Genomic DNA, 25,603 nt, shown 5'->3' with positions numbered 1-25,603 from the left:
TACTATTTATTCAGGAATTCAACCTGCTGAAAGTAAGTGTAACCCGTTTGGAAAATAATTCTATGGCATCATTTCCGAGAAAAGATAAGTAGTAATAATATTTTCCCTGTGCAGTTATTTCGTGAAGGTTATTGTTGTACTTAAATTTCCCCCGGTAAAACTGATCAAGGGTACTGCTATCTGCGGTTCTTTCCGGGTGAATGGAAAAACTGGTGATAGTTGCCTGGTGAAACTCGGCAATGATTTTAAAATCGTCGTTTGTAAATCTTAACTGTAGCAGTTTTTCTTCAGGGTCCAGTTTAATTTTTATGCATTGATAATCATTATGCAGATCATAATAGTTACCATCTATTTCTCCCTGCAGGATGCTTTCAAATAACGGGGTATGTGTTACATCTTTCATGACCAGCAGTTTAAAACTGTAATTTGAAACTACCGAATACACCAAAACGTTTGTTGGCAGGTTCTCCCGGTGTTACATCCGGTGTTACTCTCCAGATAAAATCTACCCGGAGGAATTTAAAGATATTTTCTATACCGGTACCCAGCTCCAGGTAAGGATCGCCCTGTAAGGTTTTGAAAGCAAAGCCGTTGTTGAGGTTCAGCTGTTTGTTGGATTCAGACAATGAGCCTATCACCCCTTTGGCGGTCCAGAATTGCCGCCACTTCAGCTTTTTAATCAGCGGGATATAACCAAAAATACCATTGCCAATGGTATGTTCCACATTAAATCCTGCGTATTGATCACTGATGAATTCGAAGCGGTTCATCATGTTGAATGCATATTTGTTGTAGTAGTAAATTTCATTACCAGGATGCACTTCGAGCGAAGTATAAGGCACAGTACCAAAAATTTTACCACCAAAAACATTATAGTAAAAGGAGCCGAAAGGCGGCAGTTTAACATAGTCCGATACACTGAGTGCAACACGCTGATATTTTTGCCCGCTGTTGGCAATACCGGGTATGCCGGCAGCTAATTTCAGCTCGGCAATAGGGTATTTACTGCCAAGACTGATCCGGTAATAATTTCCTTCCAGGAACTGTTCGTGGAAAGCATAACGGAATTTTACTTCTATTTCCGTATTGGTCAGCGGATCACGTCCATCGGGTGCTTTGGGATAAAACGCAGCGGTAGGAAGCGGTTCAAACGGCCTTACTTGTTTATGCGTCAGCGAAATCTGGTGAGAGAAGCCGCTGTAATATTCCTTGAAGAACTCAAAACGTTTTTCATCTACCATTAAAAATTTTTGTGGCACGCCGTTTTTACGGATGGCCAGGGTAAAGATATTATCTGTACCTACTTCATCATAATAGTGAGTGCCATTGTCGAGGTCTTTGGTATAAGACGCATACAGGTAAGTACGCGGATGTCTTTTCAGCAGCCAGAGGGCCGACATTTTACCTTTATACACATGATCCGAGAATCCGTAGGCCAGGTAGCCATACAGGTAAAGATCCTTGTTGAACTTGGGAGTGGTGCCAAGATCCAGCCGCAACCGGAATCCTTCCAGCCTGTTTTGAGAGAACAGGTAATAGTAAGGTCCCCATTCAATAGGCCCAAAAGGTTTATAGCCGGTGGCCAGGAAGCGGATGGTATTGGAATAACTGCGGAAAAGCGGCATTTTCTGGAGAGTATCCACCATTTTATAAATGCCTTCTTCGTTTTTGCTGAGATTTTCCGGGCGGTTATCCATCCAGAAATCATCTTTCCTTGCCCTTGCACTATCCAGCACTACTACATTTTCAGGATATTTTTTATTACTGAAGATGTTGGTGGCAGCGGTATCATTCGTAATTACATCATCGTAAGTCGTGGTTTTACGACCTATGAAGTCGAACGTTTTACCGGGCTTAGGGCTCGGAGCCCAGAAATCGGCGATGAATTTATCTTTATAGAGGAACCAGGAACTGTCTGGCAATTGCCGGAATTCCTGTACCATACTGATTTTGCGGACAAAGTTGATATTGGCGTCCCGGGGCACCGACAGCGTGGTTTTCTGCACAGCATAGGTAGTATCATGTACCCATATATCGCCAATAAAAGTATTCTCCCCTTTACGTTTAGGCGTGAAGTTTAGTTTGATGAAACGCTGGTTATTTACATACTGCGTATCAGCAATGGAGTAATCGTAGTAGAATGCGCCGTTATGGTGAATAGGGCTTACAAACTGTTTATCAAATACCGGGATGAAATTGTCGTAGATATTTACATTCTGGTACATCCCTCCCAGGAATTTGGTAACGCTTTCATTATCTATACCCGATGTGCGGGCAGCTTTGATTATTTCTTTTGTTTTACGGGGGCTCGACTGGAAGTAGTAGTCCGATAATGATTCCGTAAGGAAAATAGGTAGAAAGGGTTTGTCTTCAGACGTGCTGTCTATATTATCGAGAATAAACGCAAATGGTTTGGTGAAGCGGTTTTTGCCGAGTTTCTCTTTGTTGAGATTCTTCATATCCAGCTCCAGCTTATTATACACCTCGTATTTGTAGTTGTCGAGGCGATTGTAATTATTCTCCGGTTTGTGCTTAATGATCTGTTTCAGAAGGATGAGCGCCCAGTTTACGTTCGCTTTTACTTCGTATGTTTTCAGGGAAACATCTGAGCGGGTTACCTCGAAGTTGATGACCTGTTCCTTTTGTTCTTTGTTCACCGGCAGTTTAAGGATGTTGTATCCCATTACCCTGACCAGCAATGAATCTGATGGGATAACATTTAGTTCGAACAGGTATTTCCCTTCCGCATTGCTAACCATACCTGTTTGGGTATGCACAAACTGAAGAGTGGCGAACGGAATGATTTCCTGTGAGTGCGCGTCTCTGACCACTCCACTAACCTTGTACTGCTGCGCCATCAAACCCGAACCCCAACCGCTTACGCCGATGATTATTGCTAATATTCTTTTCCAGCCAACCATATCTGACAACAATATTATAGTATTTATCGCTATTCTGGACAGATGGTATCCTATAGGTAACGCAGTTATAACAAAAAATTATATTTTGTGATTCAAATTTTTCTGTTAGCTTTGTAGTGCAAAGTACTTTTTTGTATGACAGACCAACAACATCTGGAGGCATTAACGGATATCAAGCGGATGATGGAGCGCAGCAGCCGTTTCATTTCGCTAAGCGGGTTAAGCGGCATTTCTGCCGGCGTCTGTGGCCTGATCGGCGCATTTATTGCCAACACCTGGCTGAATGAATATTATTTCCAGTGGAATTCCACCGGGGTGCATAGCCATTCAGATTTCATGGAGCTGAAATTCCGGTTAATTGTTTTGGGATTCTCTGTATTGGCAGCTGCGCTTATTGGGGGCACTTTTTTTACCTGGCGGAAAGCGAGGAAAAATAATTTGCCCATCTGGGATCTGACATCAAGGAAAGTGCTGATCAATACAGCGATCCCCTTGGCTGCAGGCGGTGCGTTTATAGCGGGTTTGTTATATAATCACCTGGAAGTGCTGGTAGCTCCCACCTGTCTGGTGTTTTACGGGTTGGCAATTATTAATGCCAGTAAGTATACTTTGCCGGATGTGAAGTACCTGGGGATCTGTGAAGCAATTCTTGGTATACTTAATCTTTTCTATTTGAGGCAGGGGCTTTATTTTTGGGCCATAGGTTTCGGTTTACTACACATCATTTATGGAGCCCTGATGTGGTGGAAATATGAACGGAAAGGGACAGTTTAATCAATCGCATGAACCCGATAGGTAACTTAAATAAGATTTTCGAGAGCCGTATACGCCTGGGCGTTATGAGTGTATTGATGGTGAACGAGGAAGTTAATTTCAACGATCTTAAACAGATGCTGGAAGTAACGGATGGTAACCTGGCGTCGCATCTCAGTACGCTGGAGGAGAACGGGTATCTCAAAGTGCATAAAGGTTTTATTGGCCGCAAAACCAATACTACCTATGCTATTACCGCGGCAGGCGAGAAGGCGTTTAAAGGCCATCTCGCAGCGCTCGAACATATGATCCGATTCACTAAATAAATTTTTTTTGTCTTATTACTTTGAAATACAAAGTACTTTCTAAAAACAAAAAACATGGAACCTTCAACAAACGACTCTCCTTCTTTCTTTGACCGTTACGCCTACGCTATTAAAGCGGTTATCATTTTTGTACTGATGCTGGTGTTACTTATTCCAGCTACTTTAATTCAGAACATTATCTGGGAACGCCGCGACCGGCAAAACGAGGCTACCCAGGAAATCAGCAGCCGCTGGGGCGGCGAGCAGAATATTACGGGACCTGTGCTCGCCATTCCGTATAAGGGAAAAAGCACCTATGTGTATCTTCTGCCGGAAAACCTGAAGATCAACGGGGAGCTGCTGCCGGAGAAACTGCACCGTGGTATTTTTAACGTAGCGGTGTACAATGCCAGGCTGCAACTCAGCGGCGCGTTTAACAGCAATGAGCTGTTAGCCCTCAACCTCCCTCCTTCCGCCCTGGATTGGGAACATGCATCGTTGCTCATTGGCATCAGCGATCTGCGGGGTATTGGCAACCAGGTGCAAATGATGTGGAATGGTAAGAACTATGCGTTTAATCCTGGCCTGGTGAGTAACGACCTGTTTGATAACGGTATTCAAACACCGGTATCCATTACTCCCGGCGACACCGGCGTCCTGGGAGGTAATTTCTCGCTGGAACTGGGAATAAAAGGCTCCGGCCGGATCAGCTTCTCTCCCATTGGCAAAACCACCACAGTAGGCATCAATTCCAGCTGGACCGACCCGGCATTTGATGAGGCTTTTCCTCCTAAAACCCGCAGGGTAGATGATAAAGGCTTTGCTGCCACCTGGCAGATACAGCACCTGAACCGCAACTATCCCCAAAGCTGGGAAGGCAAAAAATTCAATATTCATTCCGCTGATTTCGGGATCAGGTTATTTATGCCGGCAGAAAGCTACCAGATGTCTATGCGCGCAGTAAAGTATGCTATTATGATCATTGGGTTAACCTTTTTTGTCTTCTATTTTATTGAGTTATCACAGCGCCGCGCCCTTCATCCATTGCAGTATGCCCTCATCGGGCTGGCCCTTGTTATTTTTTACACCCTGCTCATCTCTATTTCAGAACAAATTAACTTTACTATGGCTTACCTGATTGCCAGTGCGCTTACAATAGGTCTGATTATTGCATATACGGCAGCTGCCTTTAAAAGCATTCGTATTGCATCGGGTATCGGGGCTACACTTATTATCCTTTATGGATTCATTTATGTGATTATCAGTGCAGAAGATCAGGCGCTGCTGATGGGAAGCTTAGGACTCTTTATTATCCTGGCCCTGATCATGTATTTCAGTACTACTATCAAATGGGATAAGTTAGGACAAAAGAACACCAATATCCAATAAAAACTAACATGGGAAATTCATATATCAGCAAACGGTTAGCCAGCTTCGGATACGCATTTAATGGTATTGCCGCTTTTTTGCGCAGCGAGCCACATGCACGTATTCACGCCCTGGCTACCATAGTGGTAGTGGCAGCCGGTTGCTGGTATAAAATAGCAACGCCGGAATGGATCTGGATCATCCTCGCCATTACACTGGTGTGGATCACAGAAATGATGAATACAGTGATAGAAAAAATAATGGACCACCTTTCGCCGCAATTGCATCCTAAAGTGAAATTCATTAAGGATGTAGCTGCCGGCGCTGTACTGGTAGCGGCCATTGCTGCCGCTATTATAGGGGCTGTCGTATTTATTCCCTATATTTTTTAATTATCTAAAAGTAACCATATGCAATTGAAGAGAACCATCCGTTTATTACAACACCGTATAGGCCGGTCGCGGCACCAATACACCCTGTATACCTCTGTGCTGTTCAGTTTGGCGTTGCTGTTTTTCCGTGTAATGCATACCGGCAGTTATTTGCGGGTATCTCTGATCTGGAATCTTTTTCTTGCCTTTATTCCTTTTGCCATTACCGGCTGGATGGAGAAGCATCCGGAACAGGTAAAGAACCGGTATAACTGGTATGGCTGCTTCATTGTATGGCTGCTGTTTATTCCCAACGCCCCTTACATACTCACGGACCTGTTCCACCTGTTTGATGGCGGTGTGCCATTATGGTTCGACCTGTTCGTTATTTTTTCTTTTGCCTGGAACGGCATGATGTTCGGATACATGTCTATCCGCAGCATGGAAAAAATGTGGAGTAACCGTCATAGCCGCTGGCCGGCATGGCTGTTCACTTTCCCTGTTATGTTCCTCTGCGGAATGGGCGTATATATAGGCAGGTATTTACGTTACAATAGTTGGGATATTGTGAAAGACCCGCTCACCCTGCTGGGCGACATGAGGGATATTTTCCTGCATCCCGTGGAAAACCGGCATGCCTGGGCTTTTACTATCTGTATGGGAATATTCCTGAGCTTAATGTACCCGCTGGTAAAGAAGCAGCATGCGTAGTTAGCGCCTTCGGCGCTTTTAAATAGTCCTGAAACACTGATTACGCTGATTTTGATGATTAGCTTGATCTTTTATTTTTGACTGATCATATTTGATTTTAAAAGTTAAGGGAGATAGAAGTAAATACTTACTTCTATCTCCCTTAATCATTTTATAAAGTATCAAAAAATCAGCGTAATCAGTGTTCCAGGCCGAAGGCCTTTACCTAGAAATCAACCCCCATACCGAAGTACCAGATCGGGCTGCCCCTGAAAAACGCTACAGCAGGCCAGCCTGCATCAGCACGGAGGAAGTAACCGGCAATAGTGGTGCGTGCACCAAAACCATAACCACCTACAAACGGCCCGAGGAAGCCTTCTTTGATACGGCTAGTTACACCCTGCCCATCATCATAAGTAGTATAGTTCGCATCTTTAAAGCTCAGCTTTTTATTCCATGCAGTACCGATATCAACAAAGGAAGTTACCTGGAAATTACGCAGGAAAGCAGAGTTGATGGGTTTGTCGATGAATGTGGCAAACACCGGTAAACGGAGTTCTGTGTTCAGCAACATCACGTTATTACCGTTTCTTGCATTCTGCTTGTAACCACGCAGGTTGCCGGCCAGGGTCTGGAAAGCATAGTTTTCACTGAGATTTACAGGGTTCCTGGTATTGATCTGCGGATTCAGCCAGTTATCAATACCGCCCAGGTAATACAGCAGTTTACGGGTACCCCACGACATATCCATTGCAAAGCGGGTGGCCCATATAAAGTTGCGATAAATTTTGGTATAGTGGCGGATATCCACTCCCATATTATAAGTAAACCTGCCCTGGGCAGCGGGAGCATCTTGGTTGAACCGCTCGTTCAGTCCGCCGTTGGTGAGCTGTGCATTGGTTTCTCCGTAAATTTTATAACGGGTACCATTCCAGATATTAATAGCCGGGTTAATGGTATTGTCGTACACGTATTCCAGGCGCATTAATGCGTAGGTTTCCTTGTAATCCTTGTTTATCAGGGATGGTTTGTCTACCGCCTGCATCACCAGCTTGTCTGTACGGATACCGGCCGATAAGCGGATGCTTCTCACCTGGTCAAAAGGATATCTCATTTCTCCCTGGTAGATGTTGGTGATCATTTTGGCAGGGATAAAAGCGGAGTCGTTACCAAACTGATCGCGGAAAACAAACCCATTGTTCTTATCTACTTTGCGGTAGTAGGTAAATTTATAGTCGAAGCGTTTCTTCAGGTAACTGGCCGAAAAGAAATACTCAGAGCCCTGCAGGGAAGACGGGATACGGAAGCCGCCATTGAACTTCAGATCTTCAAATAAGTCGCTTACCCCAATGCGGATCAATCCGTTCACCGGGTCGGTAAGGCGGATAGGGCCGCTCGGCGGACCGGTAAACGGTTGGTATTTATTTATCAGGATAGAGTTGTCCAGTTGCAGGATCAGGTAATCGGAGGCAAATTTGAATTTATAAGGGAACAGTTTCGATTTTTTAAGGATCGATTCATCCTCCTTTCTTTTTTCAAACAGCGCAGGTTCATTTGCAATAATAGCGGTGGAAGTATCTGCCGGCTCATTACCAAACTCATTCTGGAAGAAGTTAGGATGCGTAGAGGTATCCTTCGTTGGCGCCAGGTAGGTAGGCAGGCCTAAACGTAAGCTGTCTGCATGCATCTGTGCTCTTCTGAAATTGGTGTTTTTTGCCGTTATATTCCTTTTTTTCAACACCACGGTGTCTACTTTCAGCTTCATCAGGCGTTTGATATCTGCATATTGCACCACTTCTGATACTTCTCCTTTTTCGCCGGTGATCCTTGATTCCTGGATACCATAAGGGTAATTGGAGATAGGGAAAGTGTAGGTAGAATCTTTTGTGATGGTTACGGCTTCTACAGAATCGGGGGCTGTAGAGCCATAGGCTGCCAGGGCGGAATCCAGTTCTTCCTGGTCAGGGTTATGGAGTATTTCAGAGCCCACATAGAAAAGGGAATCCACGCCGTCGGCCTGCGATTTGAAGAAACCGGCGTAACGGTTACGGATACCGTTGGCATCAGAAACAAAGGTAAAGTGAGTGGTATTGTATTGCATAGGCAGTTTGGCATTGCCATACTGCAGGTCGGTCAGCTGGGTGATCTGTTTCTCAGAGCTTTTGTTCCAGTTGTCGACCATGAATATATTGAATGGCTTGTTCATCAGCGAGGTATCGCTTCCTCTTCCTTTAGGGCCTGGCCTGTTGGAGGAGTAAAGGATACCGCTTTTGCCGGGAAATGCGGCAAATGACGGATCCAGGTCATCATACACATCGTTGGTGATCTGCTCTGTTTTGGAATTGCTGATGTTGTAGGTAAAGATATCTGTATGCCCGTTTTTCACAGCCGAAAGCAACAGGGTGTTTTCCTGCACTGGCATGTATTTAAAGTCTATGACCCGGTCGAACTGGGGCAGCTCCTGGCGTATAGTCGTACGGGTGATAAGGTCATAGATCATCAGTTTGGTTTTGCCTTCATGTTCGTACACCACGGCCAGCCGGTTACCTTTTGTATTCCATGCCATCTGCGGGTAGTTCGGATCTACCTGGTTGGCCAGTTGCATTACGCCGCTATGCAGCAACACTTTGGGCTTGTTCCAGCCAAGCTGGATCTGTACCCTGTATACGCCTTTCCGGAACTGGACTACAGCGTAGGAATTATTTTTAGGATTAGGGTTGAAGCGGTAATAATCGGCTTTGGGCGTAATTTCCTGGGCTACAATAGTGCGGCCTTTGGCGGAAGTTTTCCTTCTGCGGTTATCTTCCTGGAATCTCTTCTGGTAAAATACAAAGAAATCCTTGGTGGCATTTTTGGGGGTTTTGTTCAGCACCTGCTCAAATCCCTTTTTCAGCCCGCGGTTGATGCGGGTGATATACATCAGGTAAGGCACGGCATCTTTTCCGTATTTGCTTTCCACGTAGTACCAGAATGCCTGGCCTGCCAGGAGGGTATGATCATAGGCAAGGGCGTTGAAGTTGCTGTATTTGCCAGACATGATGATGAGCTTCAGTTCTTCATCCTGTTTGGCGGTCCAGTTTTCAGCCGCATAACCAATAAAGCCGTCTGTGAACCATTTTGGGAAGTCGATCAGGGCTGCATTACCGGCAAATTCGCCGATATCTTCCCCAAATAGCAGTGTTTCCAGCATAATACGGGCAATTCCCTGCCGGATCTGGCGGCGGAGGTTCTCGTGGTTGCCATCAAAATAAACGATCATTTTATTGCCCACCAGTTTGGTGACCCCTCCTGTATTCTGCCAGTCCACGCCAATCCCGATGTTGGACTGCTTCATTTCCCCGAAAGAGTTGTAAACCACAATATTAATACGCTGCCTGGGGTTTGATTCCATGAACTGTTCCAGCTGGGGTAATTCCTTTTCGGCTACCTGTGCCGCATACTTACCGAGTTCCAGCCCGTTCTGGGCGAAATAGGTATTGAAATGGCGGCTCTGATAGTATCTCCATTTAAAATTCTTGAACTGCACACGATTTTGTCCGAATTCTACTGTATTGGTCTGGGCCTGGGATACTATCGTTCCAAGTAATAGGGTACCGTGGAATAATAACCTGGTAATAAATCTGTTCATACAGAAAGTATTGATAATATTGTGATCTGTTTTAAAATTAGCCTAAAAAAATCGGGTTACAATGATTGAAATACAACAATTCACTTTTGGCCCCCTACAAGAAAACACTTTCCTGCTTATTAACGGAAAAAAGGAATGTATAATTATAGACCCAGGGTGTTATTTTCAGGACGAAAGAAAAGAATTATTACAATATATACAAACACAGGGATTAAATGTTATAAGATTATTGAATACGCACTGCCACTTTGATCATATATTCGGTAATAAATTGGTATCGGATACGTATAAGGTGCGGCCTGAGTTTCATGAGCTGGAACAGCCTGTACTGGATAATTCCCAGCGGGCGGCAGGGATGTACAACATCCCGTTTGATCCCTCCCCGGAAGCGGGCCGCTACCTGGCAGAGGGGGAAAAGATCCTTTTCGGTACCGATGAACTAACGGTATTGTTTACCCCTGGCCATTCTCCGGGGAGTGTTGCCTTTTACTGCCCGGGTCAGCATTTCGTGATAGGAGGTGATGTGTTGTTTTACCAGAGCATTGGCCGTACGGATCTCCCGGGCGGTAATCATGCTACCCTGCTGAAAACTATCCGGGAACAGTTGTTTGTATTACCGGATGAGGTAAGGGTATTCCCCGGCCACGGGCCGGCCACCACTATAGGTTTTGAGAAAAAACACAACCCCTTCCTGGTGTAGTGGCTTATACTTTAATAAACTTCCCGATCACCGGTAACCGGGCAAACTCCTTCTTCTCCATACGGAAAATAAACCAGGCATACGCCGCAAAGAAAGCCGTTGCCACTGCGAGGGGAAGGGGCTTGAGGGCATATATATCTTTAGGCGACAGCACTGTCGCATTGAGCCAGCTGAACAGGTAGTAAATGCCGGTGGCCAGCCCTGTGTAGGTAATTAATTTGGGAAGATGATAAGGGATCGGGTAATACTTCTGCCCCAGTACATAGCAAATCACCATCTGTATAAAATAGCATACCATGGTGGCCAGCGCAGCGCCATAGTATCCCATTACCGGGATCCACCAGTAGTTGAGCAGAAAGGCCAGCACGGCAGTGATGATGGTGATCACCGCGCCTGTTTTGGTGCGGTCAGTAAGCTTAAACCAGATAGTAAGATTGTAATATATACCCAGGAACATGTTGGCCAGCAGCAATACCGGTACAATACGCATGCCCTGGTAATAGAAGGGCATCCGCAGGAACGCCTTCCATATATTCAGGTAAAGGCTTACAAACAGGAACATAAAGCAAAGCATGATCACAAACAGCTTCATGATCCGTGCATACATTTTCCTGGGATCCCCGCTTTCTGCCTGTTTAAAGAAAAAAGGCTCCGCCCCTAACCGGAATGCCTGTATGAACATGGTGATCAGGATAGCCAGTTTATAGTTGGCGCTGTAAAGGGCAATAACCTCCTTTTTTGCCTCCATGTCATTGCCGGGCAGGAACTGGGGTAAAAACCAGGCCCTGTCGAATGTTTCATTTACCATGCCCGCCATGCCCACTATGATCAGCGGAAGGGCGTAATGCATCATCTGTTTCCATAACCCGGCATCAAATTTCCATTCGATTTTACGGATCTGGGGCAGGAATAACACCAGCGTGAGGGCGCTGCCCAGCATATTGCTCAGGTAAATATAACCCGTCTGATCGCTGCCGCTTTGCAGGTCCGGCAACCAGTGATGACCTGCAGCGTATAGTTTGGGACAGATCACCAGGAAGAAAATATTGAAAAAGATAGTAGTAACTATACCGGCTATACGAATTGCGGCATACCTCATAGGCCGCCCCTCCAGTCTCAATTGTGCAAAAGGAATGGCTGTGAGCGCATCAAAACCCATCAGGAGCACTACGTAAGTGTAATAAGTAGGATGTCCGTTGAGCCCCGCAAGTTCCCCGGCGTAGGAATTAATGACCGGCGATCGCAACAGCAACAGCAAAATGGTGATGCTGATGGTGGAAAGCAACAGGGAAATGGTGGAAGTGCCCAGCACATGCGCCTGGTTCTCTTTTTTTGCAAAACGAAAGAAAGCCGTTTCCATACCATAGGTGAGCACAATATTGGCAAACGGGATATAGGCATATACGTTGGACATCTCCCCGAAAGAGGCACGGGTCAAGATGGTCAGATAAAAGGGCGTAAGGAAATAATTGAGCAGTTTGCTCACTATATTACTTAATCCGTAAAATATCGTTTGTCCTGCCAGGTTCTTGATACTCAATTCCCAAAATATTTTGTCGCAAATTACGAATTACGGATTACGAATTGCGGATTAATGGAAGAAACGGGCATGTAACAGCTGTAGCGTAGCTTTCGACGGGCTATTCAAATCCTCCCCTTCTTTGCTGCTTCTTATCGGAGTGTCTTTTTTTAGATTCCATCCTTTTCTCCCGGGCTGCTTTGGAGGGCCGGGTGGGCACTCTCTTCTTACGGGGAATGAGGGCTTTACTGATCAGCTCAGTCATTTTGGAGATCACTTCCTGCTTGTTGCCAAGCTGGGTGCGCTCTGTCTGGGATTTTATCTGGAGCAGGCCGTCTGTATTAATGCGGTTCGACAACTTCTCCATCAGCATTGTTTTTTGCTCATGGGTCAACAGGGCAGAAGCCATTACATCAAAGTAGCCTTCCACCATGGTTTCCACCTTATTCACATTTTGCCCGCCGCTGCCGCCGCTACGGGCGGTTCGGAATGTGATCTCAGGGGTCACATCGATATTCATTTTAATTTAATTTTTAATATAAAAGATGTCTTAGGGAGGGCAAGTTATTAAAACTACGGGGAATAGCCCTTTTTTACTGCCAGGCAGCAGGCTTCCTGCATCCATGCTGTTGCCATGGGGCGCTTATGGCAACTTAACACCACGGAAATAGCTGGTTCTTTACAGTTGGTATCTATGCCGGTTACCAGAGGTAGCCTAAGACAATTATTATAAATTATACGGGATGAGATAAATATTGTTGCTGTCTTTCGGTACAGCAACAGGGTTATCGTTTAACTGTAAACTATATATTTCAGTACCACAGCAGCCAACTGATCTTGTCAGAAAATTTAGTTTATCGAGGGTTACTTTATCAGGCCGGCCTACCCGTAAAGATTGAGGCCCCAGTACAGAAAAGTATAACAGCGCTGTATTATTGGGTGTATCTATCACCTGCTTTACCTGTATGGAGGTGTCCTTCATCTGGATTTTGATACTGTCAAGCAGTATACGTGCATAAGGACCATAAACAAGATCACGCCCGGTTCCCGGCTCAACCAGCCTGAACTTACAGATCGGCGCCATATAGTCGCACATAATACCATCACAGGGATTTTTTTCCGATGAAACTTCGCAGGAAGCGAACAAGAGCAAACCGGCCATTAAAAGGGAATAAATACGAACCATAGCGTACAGTGATTTTGGTGCCTGTTAAACGTTATCAACCCCTGATATGTTACAGATACAAACGATTTGCCTTAATTTTCCGGCGTTAAACGAAAACCCATGAGAGCAGTCATACAACGCGTAAGTTCGGCGTCAGTTACAGTAGACGGAGCTGTAACAGGGGAAATCCAGCAGGGCCTGCTGGTATTGCTGGGCATAGAAGATATTGATACGGAAGAAGACATCCACTGGCTGAGCGCCAAAATAGTGAACCTCCGGATCTTTAATGACGACGGGGGAGTAATGAACCTGTCTGTTAAAGATGTTCATGGCGATATTTTACTGGTAAGCCAGTTTACCCTGCACGCCTCTACGAAAAAGGGCAACCGCCCTTCGTATATACGTGCCAGTAAGCCCGATGTGGCCATTCCCCTGTATGAAAAAATGATCGTGCAGCTGGAGCAGGATATGGGTACTACTATCCAGCGGGGAATTTTTGGCGCCGATATGAAAGTGTCGTTGTTAAACGATGGACCGGTTACAATTATCATCGACTCACATAACCGGGAATAAGATCAATCTGTTATCTTTAATAAATAAAAATTAATCCATGACCATTCAGGAAGCCCAGGAAAAAATTGATAACTGGATCAATACTACTGGTGTACGCTATTTCAGTGAGCTTACCAATATGGCTATCCTCACGGAAGAAGTGGGAGAAGTGGCCCGCATCATGGCCCGCAAGTATGGCGACCAGTCATCAAAAGAAAGCGATAATAAAAAGCTGCTGGCAGATGAACTGGCAGATGTGATGTGGGTGTTGCTTTGTATCGCCAATCAAACCGGTATTGATATGACGGTGGCCCTGGAAAAGAATTTTGAAAAGAAGAATATCCGTGATGCACAAAGGCATCATAATAACCCTAAATTGAAATCATAACAGCCTGCATACTTTTTGTTTGCTGTTATTAAAATGCTGCTATGAAAAAAACGAGCAAGCTGAAGGTCTTCTGGCAGGTGCTGAAGCAATCCGGTAGCGATTTTATTGACGATAAAGTAATGAAGCTCAGCGCTGCACTGGCCTACTATACCATATTCTCCGTAGCCCCCATGCTGATCATTATTATCTTCCTGTGCGACCTGTTCCTGGGGAGAGACGCCATAGAAGGGAATATTTATGGCCAGATCAGGGGAATGGTAGGTAATGACGCCGCCATTCAGATCCAGGCCATGATTAAAAACGCGTCCCTCTCTGGCGATATGAGCTGGGCTACCATGGTGGGGTTTATTACCCTGACCATAGGCGCCACCGGGGTGTTCGCGGAAATACAGGACTCTATTAATTTTATCTGGCGACTTAAATCAAAACCCAAAAAGAACGGCCTGCTGCGCATGATACTGAACAGGTTGTTGTCTTTCTCGCTGGTGGTGAGCCTGGGGTTCATTTTGCTGGTATCATTGGCTATTAACGGGTTGGTGGAATTATTTTCCTCCCTGGTGATAAGCCTGCTTCCCGGCAGGATTACATCGGGTATTCTTTTCTCCCTGGCCGATTTTGTAGTGCCCTTCCTGGTGATCTCCACCTTATTTGCCATCATTTTCAAGGTGCTGCCGGATGCCAGGATCAAATGGAAAGACGTACGGGTGGGTGCTGTAGCCACTGCCATCCTTTTTATGATCGGCAAGTTTGCCATTGGTTACTATCTCGGCGCCAGCAGGGTAAGCTCCACTTATGGTGCCGCCGGCTCTATTGTTATTATACTGCTATGGGTATACTATTCAGCGGCGATCCTGTATTTCGGGGCTGTATTTACCCGTAACTATGTACAGTATTTCGGCGAACAGATTTATCCCAACGATTACGCCGTTTGGATCAAACAAATTGAAGTTCCTCACGAGCCGGAAACTGTTCAGGAAGGGTAGTCACGGCATTATAAATTATTTTATAATCGCATACGTATTTTCAAAATAGGCCTTTATCTTTGCGCCACTATGTCTACAGATCAGAATAAATTCCAGGCGATCATATCGCATTGTAAAGAATATGGTTTTGTTTTTCAGTCCAGCGAAATTTACGATGGGCTCAGCGCCGTATATGACTACGGTCAGTATGGTTCAGAACTGAAGAAGAACATTAAGGATTATTGGTGGAAAAGCATGACCCAGCTGCACGAAAATATTGTTGGGATCGATGCAGCCATTTTCATGCATCCTACTACCTGGAAAGCATCCGGACACGTGGATAATTTCAGCGACCCGATGATCGATAACAAGGATAGTAATAAACGCTACCGGGTTGATCACCTGATTGAAGGTTTTGCAGAAACATTACCACAGGAAGCCGCCAATGCCCTCCTGGCACAGATGGATGAGCTGCTGAAGGAAAACGACTTTGCAGGACTCAAAACACTGATAGAAAGCAACAAAATAAAATGTTCCATAAGCGGTACTTCCAACTGGACCGATGTGCGTCAGTTTAACCTGATGTTCTCCACCCAGCTGGGTAGCGTTACCGATGAAGCCAGCGAAATTTACCTGCGCCCCGAAACGGCACAGGGTATTTTTGTCAACTTCCTGAACGTGCAGAAAACGGGCAGGATGAAAGTGCCGTTTGGTATTGCGCAAATCGGTAAGGCCTTCAGAAATGAGATTGTGGCCCGGCAGTTTATTTTCCGTATGCGCGAATTTGAGCAGATGGAAATGCAGTTCTTTGTTCGCCCCGGCACACAGCAGGAATGGTATGAGAAATGGAAGGAAGAGCGTATGCAGTGGCATCTGAGCCTCGGCACCGATCCTGCGAAATACCAGTTCAAAAACCACATCAAATTAGCGCACTACGCAGATGCCGCAGTGGATATTGAATATGAATTTCCGTTCGGGTTCAAGGAAGTGGAAGGTATCCATTCCCGTACTGATTTTGACCTGAAGCAACACCAGGAATACAGCAAGAAAAAAATCCAGTATTTCGATACAGAGATCAACCAGAACTATGTTCCTTACGTGATAGAAACGTCTATCGGCCTGGATCGTATGTTCCTGCTGACCATCTGTAATGCTTATGCGGAAGAAGACCTTAGCACGGAAGATAAACAGGATAGCCGCGTGGTGCTTCGCCTGCCCGCTAAACTGGCGCCGGTTAAACTGGCTATTTTCCCGCTCACAAAGAAAGATGGCTTACCGGAACTGGCCCGGGAACTGATGGATGATTGCAAACATGCATTCTATTGTTTTTACGAAGAAAAAGATGCCATCGGTAAACGTTATCGCCGCCAGGATGCCATTGGTACACCATTCTGTGTTACCATTGATCATCAGACCAAAGAAGACGGCACTGTTACCATCCGTCACCGTGATAGCATGGAGCAGGAACGTATCCCGCTGAGTGAAGTGAAAGCGCTGGTATTAAGCAAGATTCTCTAATTACTTTTCAGGGCTGCAGCCGTTATATGTAGTATAAGCATTTCTATATGCCTGTACGAACTACTTATAACTTATAACTGTTGCAGCTCTTTTTATTTTCCCGGATACATTACCCGTATAATTCCTGGTGTATATCATGCCGGTCGTACCCCATTGCCTGGATCCGCTGTTTGGCCTCATCAATCATGGCTTTCCAGCCGCAAAGAAAGAAATTGGCCGGGCGTTTCTCCTGCAGCAGCTCCTCGTAAACATTGTGTACATAGCCCTTTCTGCCGCTCCAGTTTTCCTCTCTCGATAAAGTGGGTATGTAATTGAAATTTGGCATGGAGGCGGCCAGTTGCTGCATCTCGGCGGCATACAACAGATCATGCTGGTAACGGACCCCAAAGATCAGGTGAATTGGGGCATGCGGAACATCATGCAAGTGAATATAATTAGCCATAGAACGGAACGGCGCAATGCCAGTACCCGTGCAGATCAGGAACAATTCCTTGTCTAACTGTTCCGGCAGCACGAAAACGCCCTGCGGCCCGCGCAGCAGCAGTTCGCTGCCTTCTTTTATTTCGTTGAACAGGTAAGTGCTTCCCAATCCCCCTTCCAGTAAAACAATCACCAGCTCAATCACATTGGTGCCATCCGGATGGGACGCAATGGAATAACTACGCCAGCGTTTGTTTTTTTTCTCGTGGATGGGAAGGTCCAGGGTTACGAATTGTCCCGGTTTGAAATCAAACCGTTCCATGTCCGGTACCTGTATCCAAAAACGGCGCGTGTTGTGGGTTTCGTCCACCAACTTGGTTACGATTCCGGTATGCCATAGGTCCAGCATGGAAGTTGAGTTTGGTCTTATTGAATATAGTGAAAATTTGCCATTCTGCTATAGGGATATTTTCTTATTTATTTTATTTATTATGAAAAAAAGGGAAGGGAATTCTATAAATATCTTCCCTTATCAAATCTCAAAACCGGTAAATCTTCGTACCTTTGCATTCTTCATGAATTTACAGGCTGTATTACAATTATTTCAACGTGATCCGCGCCTGCAGTCGCTGGTGAAGGGGATTCAATTACCCACCCCACAATACTTTCAGCTTTCCTCCATTAGTGGAAGTGCAATAAATTTTGTGGCAGTGAGCACCTGGGCGCATGCAGATGCGAACCATCTTTTTATCTTAAACGATAAAGAGGAGGCAGCCTATTTCCATAACGACCTGGAACAACTCAGCCAGGCACTGGATATTTTCTATTTCCCCGATTCATTTAAGAAAGCCGGCCAGTTTCATGAGATCAACAGCAGCCACAGCATGCTGCGTACGGAAGCGCTCATGAAATTTTCGGGAGACAGCGTACGGAAAAAAATACTGGTCACCTACCCCGAAGCCCTTTGGGAAAAGGTGGCGGGCAACCAGGCTTTCAGTGCCAATATGGTACAGCTGAAAGTGGGCGATGTACTGAAAGTGGATCCGCTGCTGGAACAACTCGTCGGCTGGGGTTTTCATGCCACCGATTTTGTGTATGAGCCCGGCCAGTACGCCGTAAGGGGAGGTATCCTGGATATCTATTCTTTTGGTAACGAGAAACCTTACCGTATTGAATTATTCGGGGAAGATATAGATTCCATCCGCCTGTTTGATCCCGAATCGCAGCTCAGCGAAAGGAAGCTCACACAGGTGACCCTGATCGCCAACATGGATACCCATGCAGCAGACCATACCAGAACGCCCCTCACAGAGTTCCTCCCGGCCAATACCGTAGTATGGATGAAAGATCCCGCCTATGTAAAAGGCGTGATTGAGCAAATGGAACAACGGCTGGACGATTTCCTGCAAACCGGTCAGAAAGTGAAGGTGGATGAAGATGAAGAAATGGCGCTGAAGGAAGAAGACTTTGTAAAGGCCGCCCCCTTACTGGAACAACTGCTGCAAAAGCCGACCATTGTTTTTGGTAACAAAGACTGGCTTACAGACAATGGTTACCAGCCGCAATTCATCGCTTTCGATACACAGGAACAACCCGTGTTTAACCGGCAGTTTGATCTGCTGATCAAAGATCTCGGCAAACATAACAGCAATAAATATTCCCTCTTTATATTCTCAGACAACCCGCGTCAGCTGGAACGTTTGCGCAGTATATTCGAGGACCTCAAAGCAGATTTTGTATTCTTCCCCATCCCCGTTGCTATCAGCAGCGGGTTCATTGATCACTCGCTGAAACTGGCCTGTTATACCGATCACCAGATCTTCCAGCGCTTCCACAAATACAAGGTAAAACAAGCCTATAACAAGAATAAGGCGATTACCATGAAAACCCTGAGAGAGCTGCAGGCAGGCGATTTTGTAACACATATCGATCATGGAGTGGGAATGTACAGCGGCCTGCAGAAAATTGAGGTGGGTGGAAAAATGCAGGAGGCCATCCGTATTATTTACAAAAACAACGACCTGTTGTATGTAAATATCAATTCACTGCATAAAATCAGTAAATATACCGGCAAAGAAGGCGTAGAACCTAAAGTGAATAAACTGGGCAGCGATGCCTGGGATAAGCTGAAAGAGAAAGCCAAAACGCAGGTAAAAGATATTGCAAAAGACCTGATCCGGCTGTATGCTGTACGTAAGGCCCAGCAAGGCTTCGCGCATACCCCGGATACCTACCTGCAAACAGAACTGGAAGCATCTTTCATTTATGAAGATACGCCGGATCAGAGTAAAGCCACCGCCGATGTGAAACGCGATATGGAATCGCCTGCACCGATGGACAGACTGGTATGCGGAGACGTAGGCTTTGGCAAAACTGAAGTGGCCATCCGGGCAGCATTTAAATCTATTGTAGATGGTAAACAGGCTGCCGTACTGGTACCAACCACTATCCTGGCATTCCAGCACTATAAAACATTTGCCGACCGCCTGAAAGATTTTCCCTGCACCGTCGATTATCTCAACAGGTTCAAATCTTCCAAAGAAAAAAAGGAAACACTTAAACGCCTCGAAGAAGGAAAAATAGATATCATTATAGGCACGCACGCCTTACTGGGAAAGGAAGTGAAGTTTAAAGACCTCGGTGTGCTGGTAGTGGATGAAGAACAAAAGTTCGGTGTTTCTGCCAAAGAAAAACTGAAACAGATAAAGCATAACGTAGATACCCTCACACTAACGGCAACGCCTATACCGCGTACGCTTCAGTTTTCATTAATGGGCGCGCGCGATCTTTCTGTTATCAATACTCCTCCGCCTAACCGCCAGGCGATTGAAACGGAAGTACAGGTATTTAACCAGGACCTGATCCGTGAAGCCATTTATTATGAAGCGGAAAGAGGCGGACAGGTATATTTTATCCATAACAGGGTAAAAGGCCTGAAAGAAATGGCGGGCCTGATCCAGGGGCTCTGCCCCGACCTGTCTGTTGCCACTGCACACGGACAACTGGAAGGACATCAGCTGGAAGAGGTGATCCTGGATTTTATTGACCGTAAGTACGATGTGCTGGTATGTACCAACATCGTGGAAAGCGGTGTGGATATTCCCAACGCCAATACTATCATTATTAATAACGCCCATCATTTCGGGCTCAGCGATCTGCACCAGCTGCGTGGCCGTGTAGGACGCAGTAATAAAAAAGCATTCTGCTACCTGCTGGCGCCGCCTATGAGCACATTGCCATCCGATAGCCGTAAACGCCTGCAAACACTGGAACAGCATAGTGAACTGGGTAGCGGTTTCCAGATTGCCATGCGCGATCTCGATATCCGTGGCGCCGGTAACCTGCTGGGTGGAGAACAAAGCGGTTTCATGGCGGAAATAGGCTTCGACATGTACCAGAAGATCCTGGACGAAGCCATCCGCGAACTGAAACAAAATGAATTCCGCGATCTGTTCAAAGATCAGCTGGAAGAGAAGAAGGATTTTGTGAGCGACTGTACTATTGATACAGACCTCGAAATTCTTATCCCCGATACTTATATTGAAAGCATCCAGGAAAGACTAAACCTTTACCAGGAGCTGGATAATATCACAGAAGAAGGCAAATTACAGGCTTTCGCCAATGATATGATAGATCGCTTCGGTCCTATGCCTGAGCCGGTGAAAGACCTGCTTACAGCTATCCGCTGCCGCTGGATGGCCATACAACTCGGCTTCGAAAAAATGATGCTGAAAGAAGAGAACCTGCGCTGCTATTTTATCAATAATCCTGATTCTCCTTATTTCGAATCTCCTACGTTCAATCACATATTAACGTATATACAAACCCGTACCAACAACGCCAAACTAAAACAGGTAGGTAAAAACTTTATGCTGGTAGCCTCCCGCATCCGTCATATGAACGACCTGTACGACTTCCTGAAAGCCATGACGGATAGCCGGAAATAATTTTCCCCTGTAACATAATTCCCTTGTAATCGTTTCATAGCTAATATGAAATGTATAATTCTATTTCTGTAACTATTGCATTAACAAAATTTTATAAATCCCCTTTTGTGGAAACACTTTTTAACCCGGCATCATGAGGGCGTAAACAACAACAAAAACAATTTTTTTAACAATAGAAAACTTCGACACATGAAAAAGGTAATGTTATTAGCAGCAGGATTATTTTTTGCACTGGCTACTTTTGCACAGCAGACAGATAAGCAACCCCCGGTAAAAAAGATTGAGGTAAATGGTTCCGCAGAAATGGAAATCACACCGGACGAAATTTATTTCAACATCTCTTTAAGGGAATACCTGAAAGGAAAAAACAAAGTAGAGATCAGTACACTGGAAAAGCAACTGCAGAAAGCTGTAGCCGATGCCGGGATTCCGAAGGCAGATTTTACCATAGAAAATGTATATGGTAACAACTTTGAAATTCTTAAAAAGAAAAAAGATCCGCTGGAATTTATGGCGCGTAAACAATACCGTCTTAAATTAAGCAAGCTGGATAAAATCAATGAAATCCTTGGAGCAGTAGATGCAGAAGGTATTGAAAGCGCCAGGATCGCTTCTTATTCTTCCAGCAAAATGGAAGCATACCGTAAGGAAGTAAAAATTAAAGCCTTACAGGCAGCGAAAGAAAAAGCAGAGTATATGCTCGCTGCTATCGGTAATAAAACAGATGGCGTAATAGAGATCCAGGAAATGAATACAGATAACTATGCGGATGCCCGCCCTATGATGGTGAACTATATGGCGAAATCTGCAGAAGGCGCTGCGGATGCATCTTCCGATATTGATTTCAAAACTATTAAGATCCGTGCAGAAGTAAGAGCAGTATTTGCTATTAAATAATTACACCGGAGATGTAATCACAGAAAAAAGCGGTTGTTCCATTGGAACAACCGCTTTTATATTTTATAACGACAAGCTGAATTAGAAGCTGTATCTCAGGCCCAGCTGCATCTGGTGACGGGATGCAAAGAAATCCTTTGAGTAGGGAGCGCCCGGAGTGCTGAAGGTATAAGTTGGATAATTATTAACCACTTTACCGGTTGGAGACAAACCAACACTTGCCATTGAGTTAAAGGTGTTAGGCGTGAAGTACTGAATACCCCAGTCTTTGTTCAGCAGGTTGGTAACATTCACGATATCATAAGTTAACGTGATGGTATGTACTTTTTTACCAGCCTGGAAATTGAAGTCCTGTGCGAAACGGAAGTCGGCCTGTGTGTTCCATGGAGTACGGCCACCGTTACGTTCAGTGAACTGGCCTTTACGGCCGCTCAAGTAGCTGTTGCTATTCACATAGTTCATGAAATCAGCAGCCTGTTGGGCAGCTGTTTGTCCGCCGGCTTTATCAGTAAAGAAGTTGGTAGCTTCAGCCACATCTTTCGGGATGTAGGTAAGGCTTACCTGCTGAGGTGTTCCGTTGATGGTAGCGTTTACTAAACCATAAGAGAATGGTGTTCCGGAAGAAGTATTGAAGAAGGCAGAGAAGTTGGAAACCCATTTGCCTTTGGTGCCCCAATCCTGTTTGTAAGCAACAGTAGCCACGATGCGGTTACGGATATCGAAGTTAGAGTAAGCCAGTCCCGGGCTGTTAGGATTCAGCGCCTGGTTCAGCTGCCAATTCGATTCCATGGAGTTGCGGATACCATTGGTGATATCTTTTGCCTGTCCATAAGTGTAGGCCACCATGAAGTTCAGGCCAAATGGGAATGTTTTGGATACCTGGCCGGTGATGCTGTAACGGTAACCTTTATCGGTGTTGGATAACAGGTAAGCGTTAGTATATAAAGGATTGATCTTGGAACCGGAGAAGATCGGCTGTTGCTTGTTTACATCGTATGCAAAGTAAGTAGGATTATCTGCCAGGTTTATCTGCTGGAACATCAGGTCCTTAATTACTTTGGTGTAAATACCTTCTATAGAGAACTTCCACTGGTCGTGGGTAGTATAATCCAGTGCGAGACTGCTTCTCCATACCTGTGGCATTTTAAAATTGTTGTCGATCATATCTACCTGGGTAGCGCCCGCAGCATTTTTTACGTCTACGCCATTCTGTGCCGCAAAGTCGGCGATACCATTAGGTGATGGTTTCGCAGCAGGCAGCGGTGTGTTAACAAATGGTTTGGAGCTTCTCTGATCATAAGCGCCATAAGTAACACCATTATTATAGTAAGCATAACCGATCCATGCAAAAGGAATACGGCCGGTGAATAAGCCGGATCCGCCACGCAATACGAGGCTGTTATCGCCTTTAATATCGTAGTTAAAGCCTAAGCGAGGAGAGATCTGTACATTATTCAGGAAGTCGTTTTTGATATCCTTTGGTTTGGTATAAGTATAGGTGGTACCGTAGTTAGGATCTTCCGGAGATTTGATGGTTTTATCGCTCAATGGCTGTTTGTTGGGAATGCCGGTGTAATCCAGACGGATACCAGGTGTAATCCTGAAACGGTCTGTCAGCTGGATCTCATCCTGTCCGTAAACGCTCAGCAGGTTTGCTTTGAACTGAGCAGGAGGATTAGCCATGATATAGTCACGGGAATTGTTGGTGTAGTTATAGTTACCACGTACACGTGCCGGGTTATTATTCAGGAAGTCTTCGATGCTGTTATAATCCAGGCGTCCATTCCAGGAGTTTACAAAACCATAGGTGATGTTGTAGAACTCATTGTGTGTACCCAGGGTGATAGTATGATTTCCTTTGAACAGGGTTACGTTGTCAGTTACTTCAAATGTTTTTTGTTTCATGTTGAAGATACTGGCTTCACGGTCGGTACCCAGGAAGATGGTAGAACCAGGTGTTCTTCCTTTGATCTGGATCTGCGGTGTTGCAGGATCAGACAGGGGATCCCTGTAATCGTGTACATTGGAATAACCGAGGATCAGGCTGTTGGACAAGGTACTGTTAAAATTACTTTTCAGTTCAAGTACAGTAGATGTCTGGTTATTTACCTGTTTGAAGTCGATGCCTTTGAAACGGAAATTTTGCTGATCGCGTTCCAGGTTGGTGGCTTCGGAGGTAATAGTGTTGTTACGGATGGCCAGCTGGTGTTTCTCATTGATGTGCCAGTCGATCCTGTTAAAGAACTTGTTGGAGTTGGAATAGATACTGGTGTTACCGGCAGTGCCTGGATCTACGCCATATGTTTTCATCAGTGCAGTGATATCAGCAGCGTCTTTTTCTGTTAAGATACCGCCGCCATCAGCAGAACCTGCGCCGAGGATCACGGGATCCACGCGGCGGGTAATTTCTTCGTTGGTAAAGAAGAATAATTTGTTTTTGATGATAGGGAAACCAAGGCGTACACCGGTTTGGTATTCATGAAAATCGCTGGGAAGTTTGGAACCATCGCCGGCATTGTTTTTACCCACCATGGAAGCGTTACGGCCAAATCCGTAGATGGAGCCGTGTACTTCGTTGGTACCGCTGCGGGTTACCGCGTTTACGCTACCACCCAGGAAGTTACCTACTTTTACGTCGAATGGAGCCAGTAATACCTGTATGTCCTGGATCGCATCTACTGATACGGGGTTGGTACGGGTGCTGCTTCCTGGCTGGCCGCTGGTGTTGCTCTGGCCGCCCAGTGAAGGACTGAAGCCAATAGCATCGTTGTTGATGGCGCCATCTACTGTTACGTTATTATAACGGTAGTTGGTACCCAGGAAGGAGTTGTTGTTGCTCTGCGGAGTTACTTTAGTGAGGTCCTGCAGGCTGCGGCTTAGTGTAGGAAGCGCTTTTATCTGCTCCTGTCCTACCCGGGTGCCTGATTTGCCTGCACCGGCGTTACCGGTCACCACTACTTCGCTCAGTGCGGTTGATTCTTCCTGTAATTTAAAGTTGAAACTGGTGGTTCCCAGTCCGAGGTTAACATCTGATTTTACTTCTTTTTTATATCCAATGAATGAAACAGTAATGGTGTAAGGACCGCCTGGATTGAGGTTGGGAAGGTTATAGCGGCCGTCTGTATTGGTTTGTACACCGGATTTGGCGCCGGTGCTGTTATTTACTATCACTACGGTAACGCCTGGAATGGCTTGGCCACCCGGATCGGATACCTTACCCGATATTACAGAAGTGGTTACCTGCGCATGCGCGTTGTAGCACAGAATTACAAGAAAGCTAGCTAGTAGCGTAAAAAATGATTTCATAAACTGTTTTGTAAGTATTTACAGGTGCAAAGGAAACAGTCTGATGCAACCAGAATGTTAACAGATTATTACGGAATTGTTAAGAAGTGCATAAAACGTCCAGGAAACCTGCTTTTGATGGCTTATTTGTGTTTAAATACTATCAGAAATGCGATCTGTATATGACCTTAATGTTAACAGTGCGGGAAAATGA

19 protein-coding genes and 1 pseudogene are annotated in these 25,603 nt (G+C 45.4%); 12 read left to right on the top strand and 8 right to left on the bottom strand.

From position 1 onward, the window contains the following. Positions 1-10: 10 nt before the first annotated feature. Positions 11-403 (bottom strand): hypothetical protein, encoded by a 393-nt coding sequence (locus tag FN124_RS08040; RefSeq protein WP_142684212.1) that lies wholly within the window; start codon positions 401-403, stop codon positions 11-13. A 10-nt stretch (positions 404-413) separates the two neighbouring features. Beyond that, entirely contained in the window at positions 414-2,921 is a 2,508-nt protein-coding gene (locus FN124_RS08035) for a DUF5686 family protein (protein WP_142684211.1), read from the bottom strand. A 135-nt stretch (positions 2,922-3,056) separates the two neighbouring features. Between FN124_RS08035 and FN124_RS08030 the strand changes: the two genes are divergently transcribed. The 5 genes from FN124_RS08030 to FN124_RS08010 are packed head-to-tail and all read left to right on the top strand — an operon-like array spanning position 3,057 to position 6,429. Next, complete coding sequence (locus tag FN124_RS08030) at positions 3,057-3,695, top strand: hypothetical protein (RefSeq protein WP_142684210.1); 639 nt, start codon at positions 3,057-3,059, stop codon at positions 3,693-3,695. An 8-nt stretch (positions 3,696-3,703) separates the two neighbouring features. Continuing rightward, a complete protein-coding gene (locus tag FN124_RS08025) occupies positions 3,704-4,000 on the top strand; it encodes a winged helix-turn-helix domain-containing protein (protein ID WP_142684209.1) in 297 nt (98 codons plus the stop codon). Positions 4,001-4,054: 54 nt separating this feature from the next. After that, positions 4,055-5,368, top strand: coding sequence for a cell envelope integrity protein CreD (creD, locus tag FN124_RS08020; protein WP_142684208.1), 1,314 nt, complete (start codon positions 4,055-4,057; stop codon positions 5,366-5,368). Positions 5,369-5,376: 8 nt separating this feature from the next. After that, positions 5,377-5,739 carry a diacylglycerol kinase family protein gene (locus tag FN124_RS08015; protein WP_142684207.1) on the top strand — a complete coding sequence of 121 codons (363 nt, stop codon included), beginning with the start codon at positions 5,377-5,379 and terminating at the stop codon, positions 5,737-5,739. Between the two features lie 18 nt (positions 5,740-5,757). After that, positions 5,758-6,429: a DUF1361 domain-containing protein gene (locus tag FN124_RS08010; RefSeq protein WP_142684206.1), complete on the top strand. Its 672-nt coding sequence runs from the start codon at positions 5,758-5,760 to the stop codon at positions 6,427-6,429. A gap of 205 nt (positions 6,430-6,634) precedes the next feature. On the opposite strand, the gene FN124_RS08005 is transcribed toward FN124_RS08010, so the two are convergent. Then, complete coding sequence (locus tag FN124_RS08005; RefSeq protein WP_142684205.1) at positions 6,635-10,036, bottom strand: hypothetical protein; 3,402 nt, start codon at positions 10,034-10,036, stop codon at positions 6,635-6,637. Positions 10,037-10,097: 61 nt separating this feature from the next. Between FN124_RS08005 and FN124_RS08000 the strand changes: the two genes are divergently transcribed. Continuing rightward, a complete protein-coding gene (locus FN124_RS08000) occupies positions 10,098-10,736 on the top strand; it encodes an MBL fold metallo-hydrolase (protein ID WP_142684204.1) in 639 nt (212 codons plus the stop codon). Between the two features lie 4 nt (positions 10,737-10,740). Here the strand turns inward: FN124_RS08000 and FN124_RS07995 are convergent, their stop codons facing one another. The 3 genes and pseudogenes from FN124_RS07995 to FN124_RS07985 form a co-directional block, all read right to left on the bottom strand. Then, complete coding sequence (locus FN124_RS07995) at positions 10,741-12,276, bottom strand: oligosaccharide flippase family protein (protein ID WP_142684203.1); 1,536 nt, start codon at positions 12,274-12,276, stop codon at positions 10,741-10,743. Between the two features lie 100 nt (positions 12,277-12,376). Beyond that, positions 12,377-12,775 (bottom strand): annotated as a pseudogene (arfB, locus tag FN124_RS07990) (alternative ribosome rescue aminoacyl-tRNA hydrolase ArfB); the annotation flags it as partial. 207 nt (positions 12,776-12,982) lie between these two features. Further along, complete coding sequence (locus tag FN124_RS07985) at positions 12,983-13,441, bottom strand: hypothetical protein (protein ID WP_142684201.1); 459 nt, start codon at positions 13,439-13,441, stop codon at positions 12,983-12,985. A 99-nt stretch (positions 13,442-13,540) separates the two neighbouring features. On the opposite strand from FN124_RS07985, the gene dtd reads away from it, so the two are divergent. The 4 genes from dtd (at position 13,541) to FN124_RS07965 (ending at position 16,840) form a co-directional block, all read left to right on the top strand. Beyond that, positions 13,541-13,993, top strand: coding sequence for a D-aminoacyl-tRNA deacylase (gene dtd / locus FN124_RS07980; RefSeq protein ID WP_142684200.1), 453 nt, complete (start codon positions 13,541-13,543; stop codon positions 13,991-13,993). 37 nt (positions 13,994-14,030) lie between these two features. Continuing rightward, positions 14,031-14,360: a nucleotide pyrophosphohydrolase gene (locus FN124_RS07975; protein WP_142684199.1), complete on the top strand. Its 330-nt coding sequence runs from the start codon at positions 14,031-14,033 to the stop codon at positions 14,358-14,360. Positions 14,361-14,401: 41 nt separating this feature from the next. Further along, positions 14,402-15,343, top strand: coding sequence for a YihY/virulence factor BrkB family protein (locus FN124_RS07970; RefSeq protein ID WP_142684198.1), 942 nt, complete (start codon positions 14,402-14,404; stop codon positions 15,341-15,343). Positions 15,344-15,412: 69 nt separating this feature from the next. Further along, positions 15,413-16,840, top strand: a complete 1,428-nt coding sequence (locus FN124_RS07965) for a glycine--tRNA ligase (RefSeq protein WP_142684197.1) — start codon at positions 15,413-15,415, stop codon at positions 16,838-16,840. Positions 16,841-16,949: 109 nt separating this feature from the next. On the opposite strand, the gene FN124_RS07960 is transcribed toward FN124_RS07965, so the two are convergent. Next, entirely contained in the window at positions 16,950-17,669 is a 720-nt protein-coding gene (locus FN124_RS07960) for a ferredoxin--NADP reductase (RefSeq protein WP_142684196.1), read from the bottom strand. Between the two features lie 82 nt (positions 17,670-17,751). On the opposite strand from FN124_RS07960, the gene mfd reads away from it, so the two are divergent. Both mfd and FN124_RS07950 read left to right on the top strand, forming a co-directional pair. Further along, complete coding sequence (gene mfd / locus FN124_RS07955) at positions 17,752-21,207, top strand: transcription-repair coupling factor (RefSeq protein WP_260607361.1); 3,456 nt, start codon at positions 17,752-17,754, stop codon at positions 21,205-21,207. 189 nt (positions 21,208-21,396) lie between these two features. Next, positions 21,397-22,104 carry an SIMPL domain-containing protein gene (locus tag FN124_RS07950; protein WP_142684195.1) on the top strand — a complete coding sequence of 236 codons (708 nt, stop codon included), beginning with the start codon at positions 21,397-21,399 and terminating at the stop codon, positions 22,102-22,104. An 81-nt stretch (positions 22,105-22,185) separates the two neighbouring features. Here FN124_RS07950 and FN124_RS07945 read toward each other — a convergent pair whose 3' ends face one another. Continuing rightward, on the bottom strand, positions 22,186-25,410 hold the full coding sequence (locus tag FN124_RS07945) for a TonB-dependent receptor (RefSeq protein WP_142684194.1): 3,225 nt from the start codon (positions 25,408-25,410) through the stop codon (positions 22,186-22,188). Between the last annotated feature and the right edge of the window lie 193 nt (positions 25,411-25,603).

This window comes from Chitinophaga polysaccharea, from assembly GCF_902150045.1.
In the GTDB taxonomy this organism is placed as follows: Bacteria; Bacteroidota; Bacteroidia; order Chitinophagales; family Chitinophagaceae; genus Chitinophaga; species Chitinophaga polysaccharea_A.
This window is presented reverse-complemented; position numbering and strand designations above follow the sequence as displayed.

What these genes read in the sequence shown, in the direction of transcription:
- FN124_RS07945 (WP_142684194.1), bottom strand. Translation starts at nt 25,410, where the DNA reads ATGAAATCATTTTTTACGCTACTAGCTAGCTTTCTTGTAATTCTGTGC.
- FN124_RS08025 (WP_142684209.1), top strand. Translation starts at nt 3,704, where the DNA reads ATGAACCCGATAGGTAACTTAAATAAGATTTTCGAGAGCCGTATACGC.
- FN124_RS08000 (WP_142684204.1), top strand. Translation starts at nt 10,098, where the DNA reads ATGATTGAAATACAACAATTCACTTTTGGCCCCCTACAAGAAAACACT.
- creD (WP_142684208.1), top strand. Translation starts at nt 4,055, where the DNA reads ATGGAACCTTCAACAAACGACTCTCCTTCTTTCTTTGACCGTTACGCC.
- FN124_RS07950 (WP_142684195.1), top strand. Translation starts at nt 21,397, where the DNA reads ATGAAAAAGGTAATGTTATTAGCAGCAGGATTATTTTTTGCACTGGCT.
- FN124_RS07965 (WP_142684197.1), top strand. Translation starts at nt 15,413, where the DNA reads ATGTCTACAGATCAGAATAAATTCCAGGCGATCATATCGCATTGTAAA.
- FN124_RS08010 (WP_142684206.1), top strand. Translation starts at nt 5,758, where the DNA reads ATGCAATTGAAGAGAACCATCCGTTTATTACAACACCGTATAGGCCGG.
- FN124_RS08015 (WP_142684207.1), top strand. Translation starts at nt 5,377, where the DNA reads ATGGGAAATTCATATATCAGCAAACGGTTAGCCAGCTTCGGATACGCA.
- FN124_RS07975 (WP_142684199.1), top strand. Translation starts at nt 14,031, where the DNA reads ATGACCATTCAGGAAGCCCAGGAAAAAATTGATAACTGGATCAATACT.
- FN124_RS08030 (WP_142684210.1), top strand. Translation starts at nt 3,057, where the DNA reads ATGACAGACCAACAACATCTGGAGGCATTAACGGATATCAAGCGGATG.
- FN124_RS07960 (WP_142684196.1), bottom strand. Translation starts at nt 17,669, where the DNA reads ATGCTGGACCTATGGCATACCGGAATCGTAACCAAGTTGGTGGACGAA.
- FN124_RS08035 (WP_142684211.1), bottom strand. Translation starts at nt 2,921, where the DNA reads ATGGTTGGCTGGAAAAGAATATTAGCAATAATCATCGGCGTAAGCGGT.
- FN124_RS08005 (WP_142684205.1), bottom strand. Translation starts at nt 10,036, where the DNA reads ATGAACAGATTTATTACCAGGTTATTATTCCACGGTACCCTATTACTT.
- dtd (WP_142684200.1), top strand. Translation starts at nt 13,541, where the DNA reads ATGAGAGCAGTCATACAACGCGTAAGTTCGGCGTCAGTTACAGTAGAC.
- FN124_RS07970 (WP_142684198.1), top strand. Translation starts at nt 14,402, where the DNA reads ATGAAAAAAACGAGCAAGCTGAAGGTCTTCTGGCAGGTGCTGAAGCAA.
- FN124_RS07985 (WP_142684201.1), bottom strand. Translation starts at nt 13,441, where the DNA reads ATGGTTCGTATTTATTCCCTTTTAATGGCCGGTTTGCTCTTGTTCGCT.
- mfd (WP_260607361.1), top strand. Translation starts at nt 17,752, where the DNA reads ATGAAAAAAAGGGAAGGGAATTCTATAAATATCTTCCCTTATCAAATC.
- FN124_RS08040 (WP_142684212.1), bottom strand. Translation starts at nt 403, where the DNA reads ATGAAAGATGTAACACATACCCCGTTATTTGAAAGCATCCTGCAGGGA.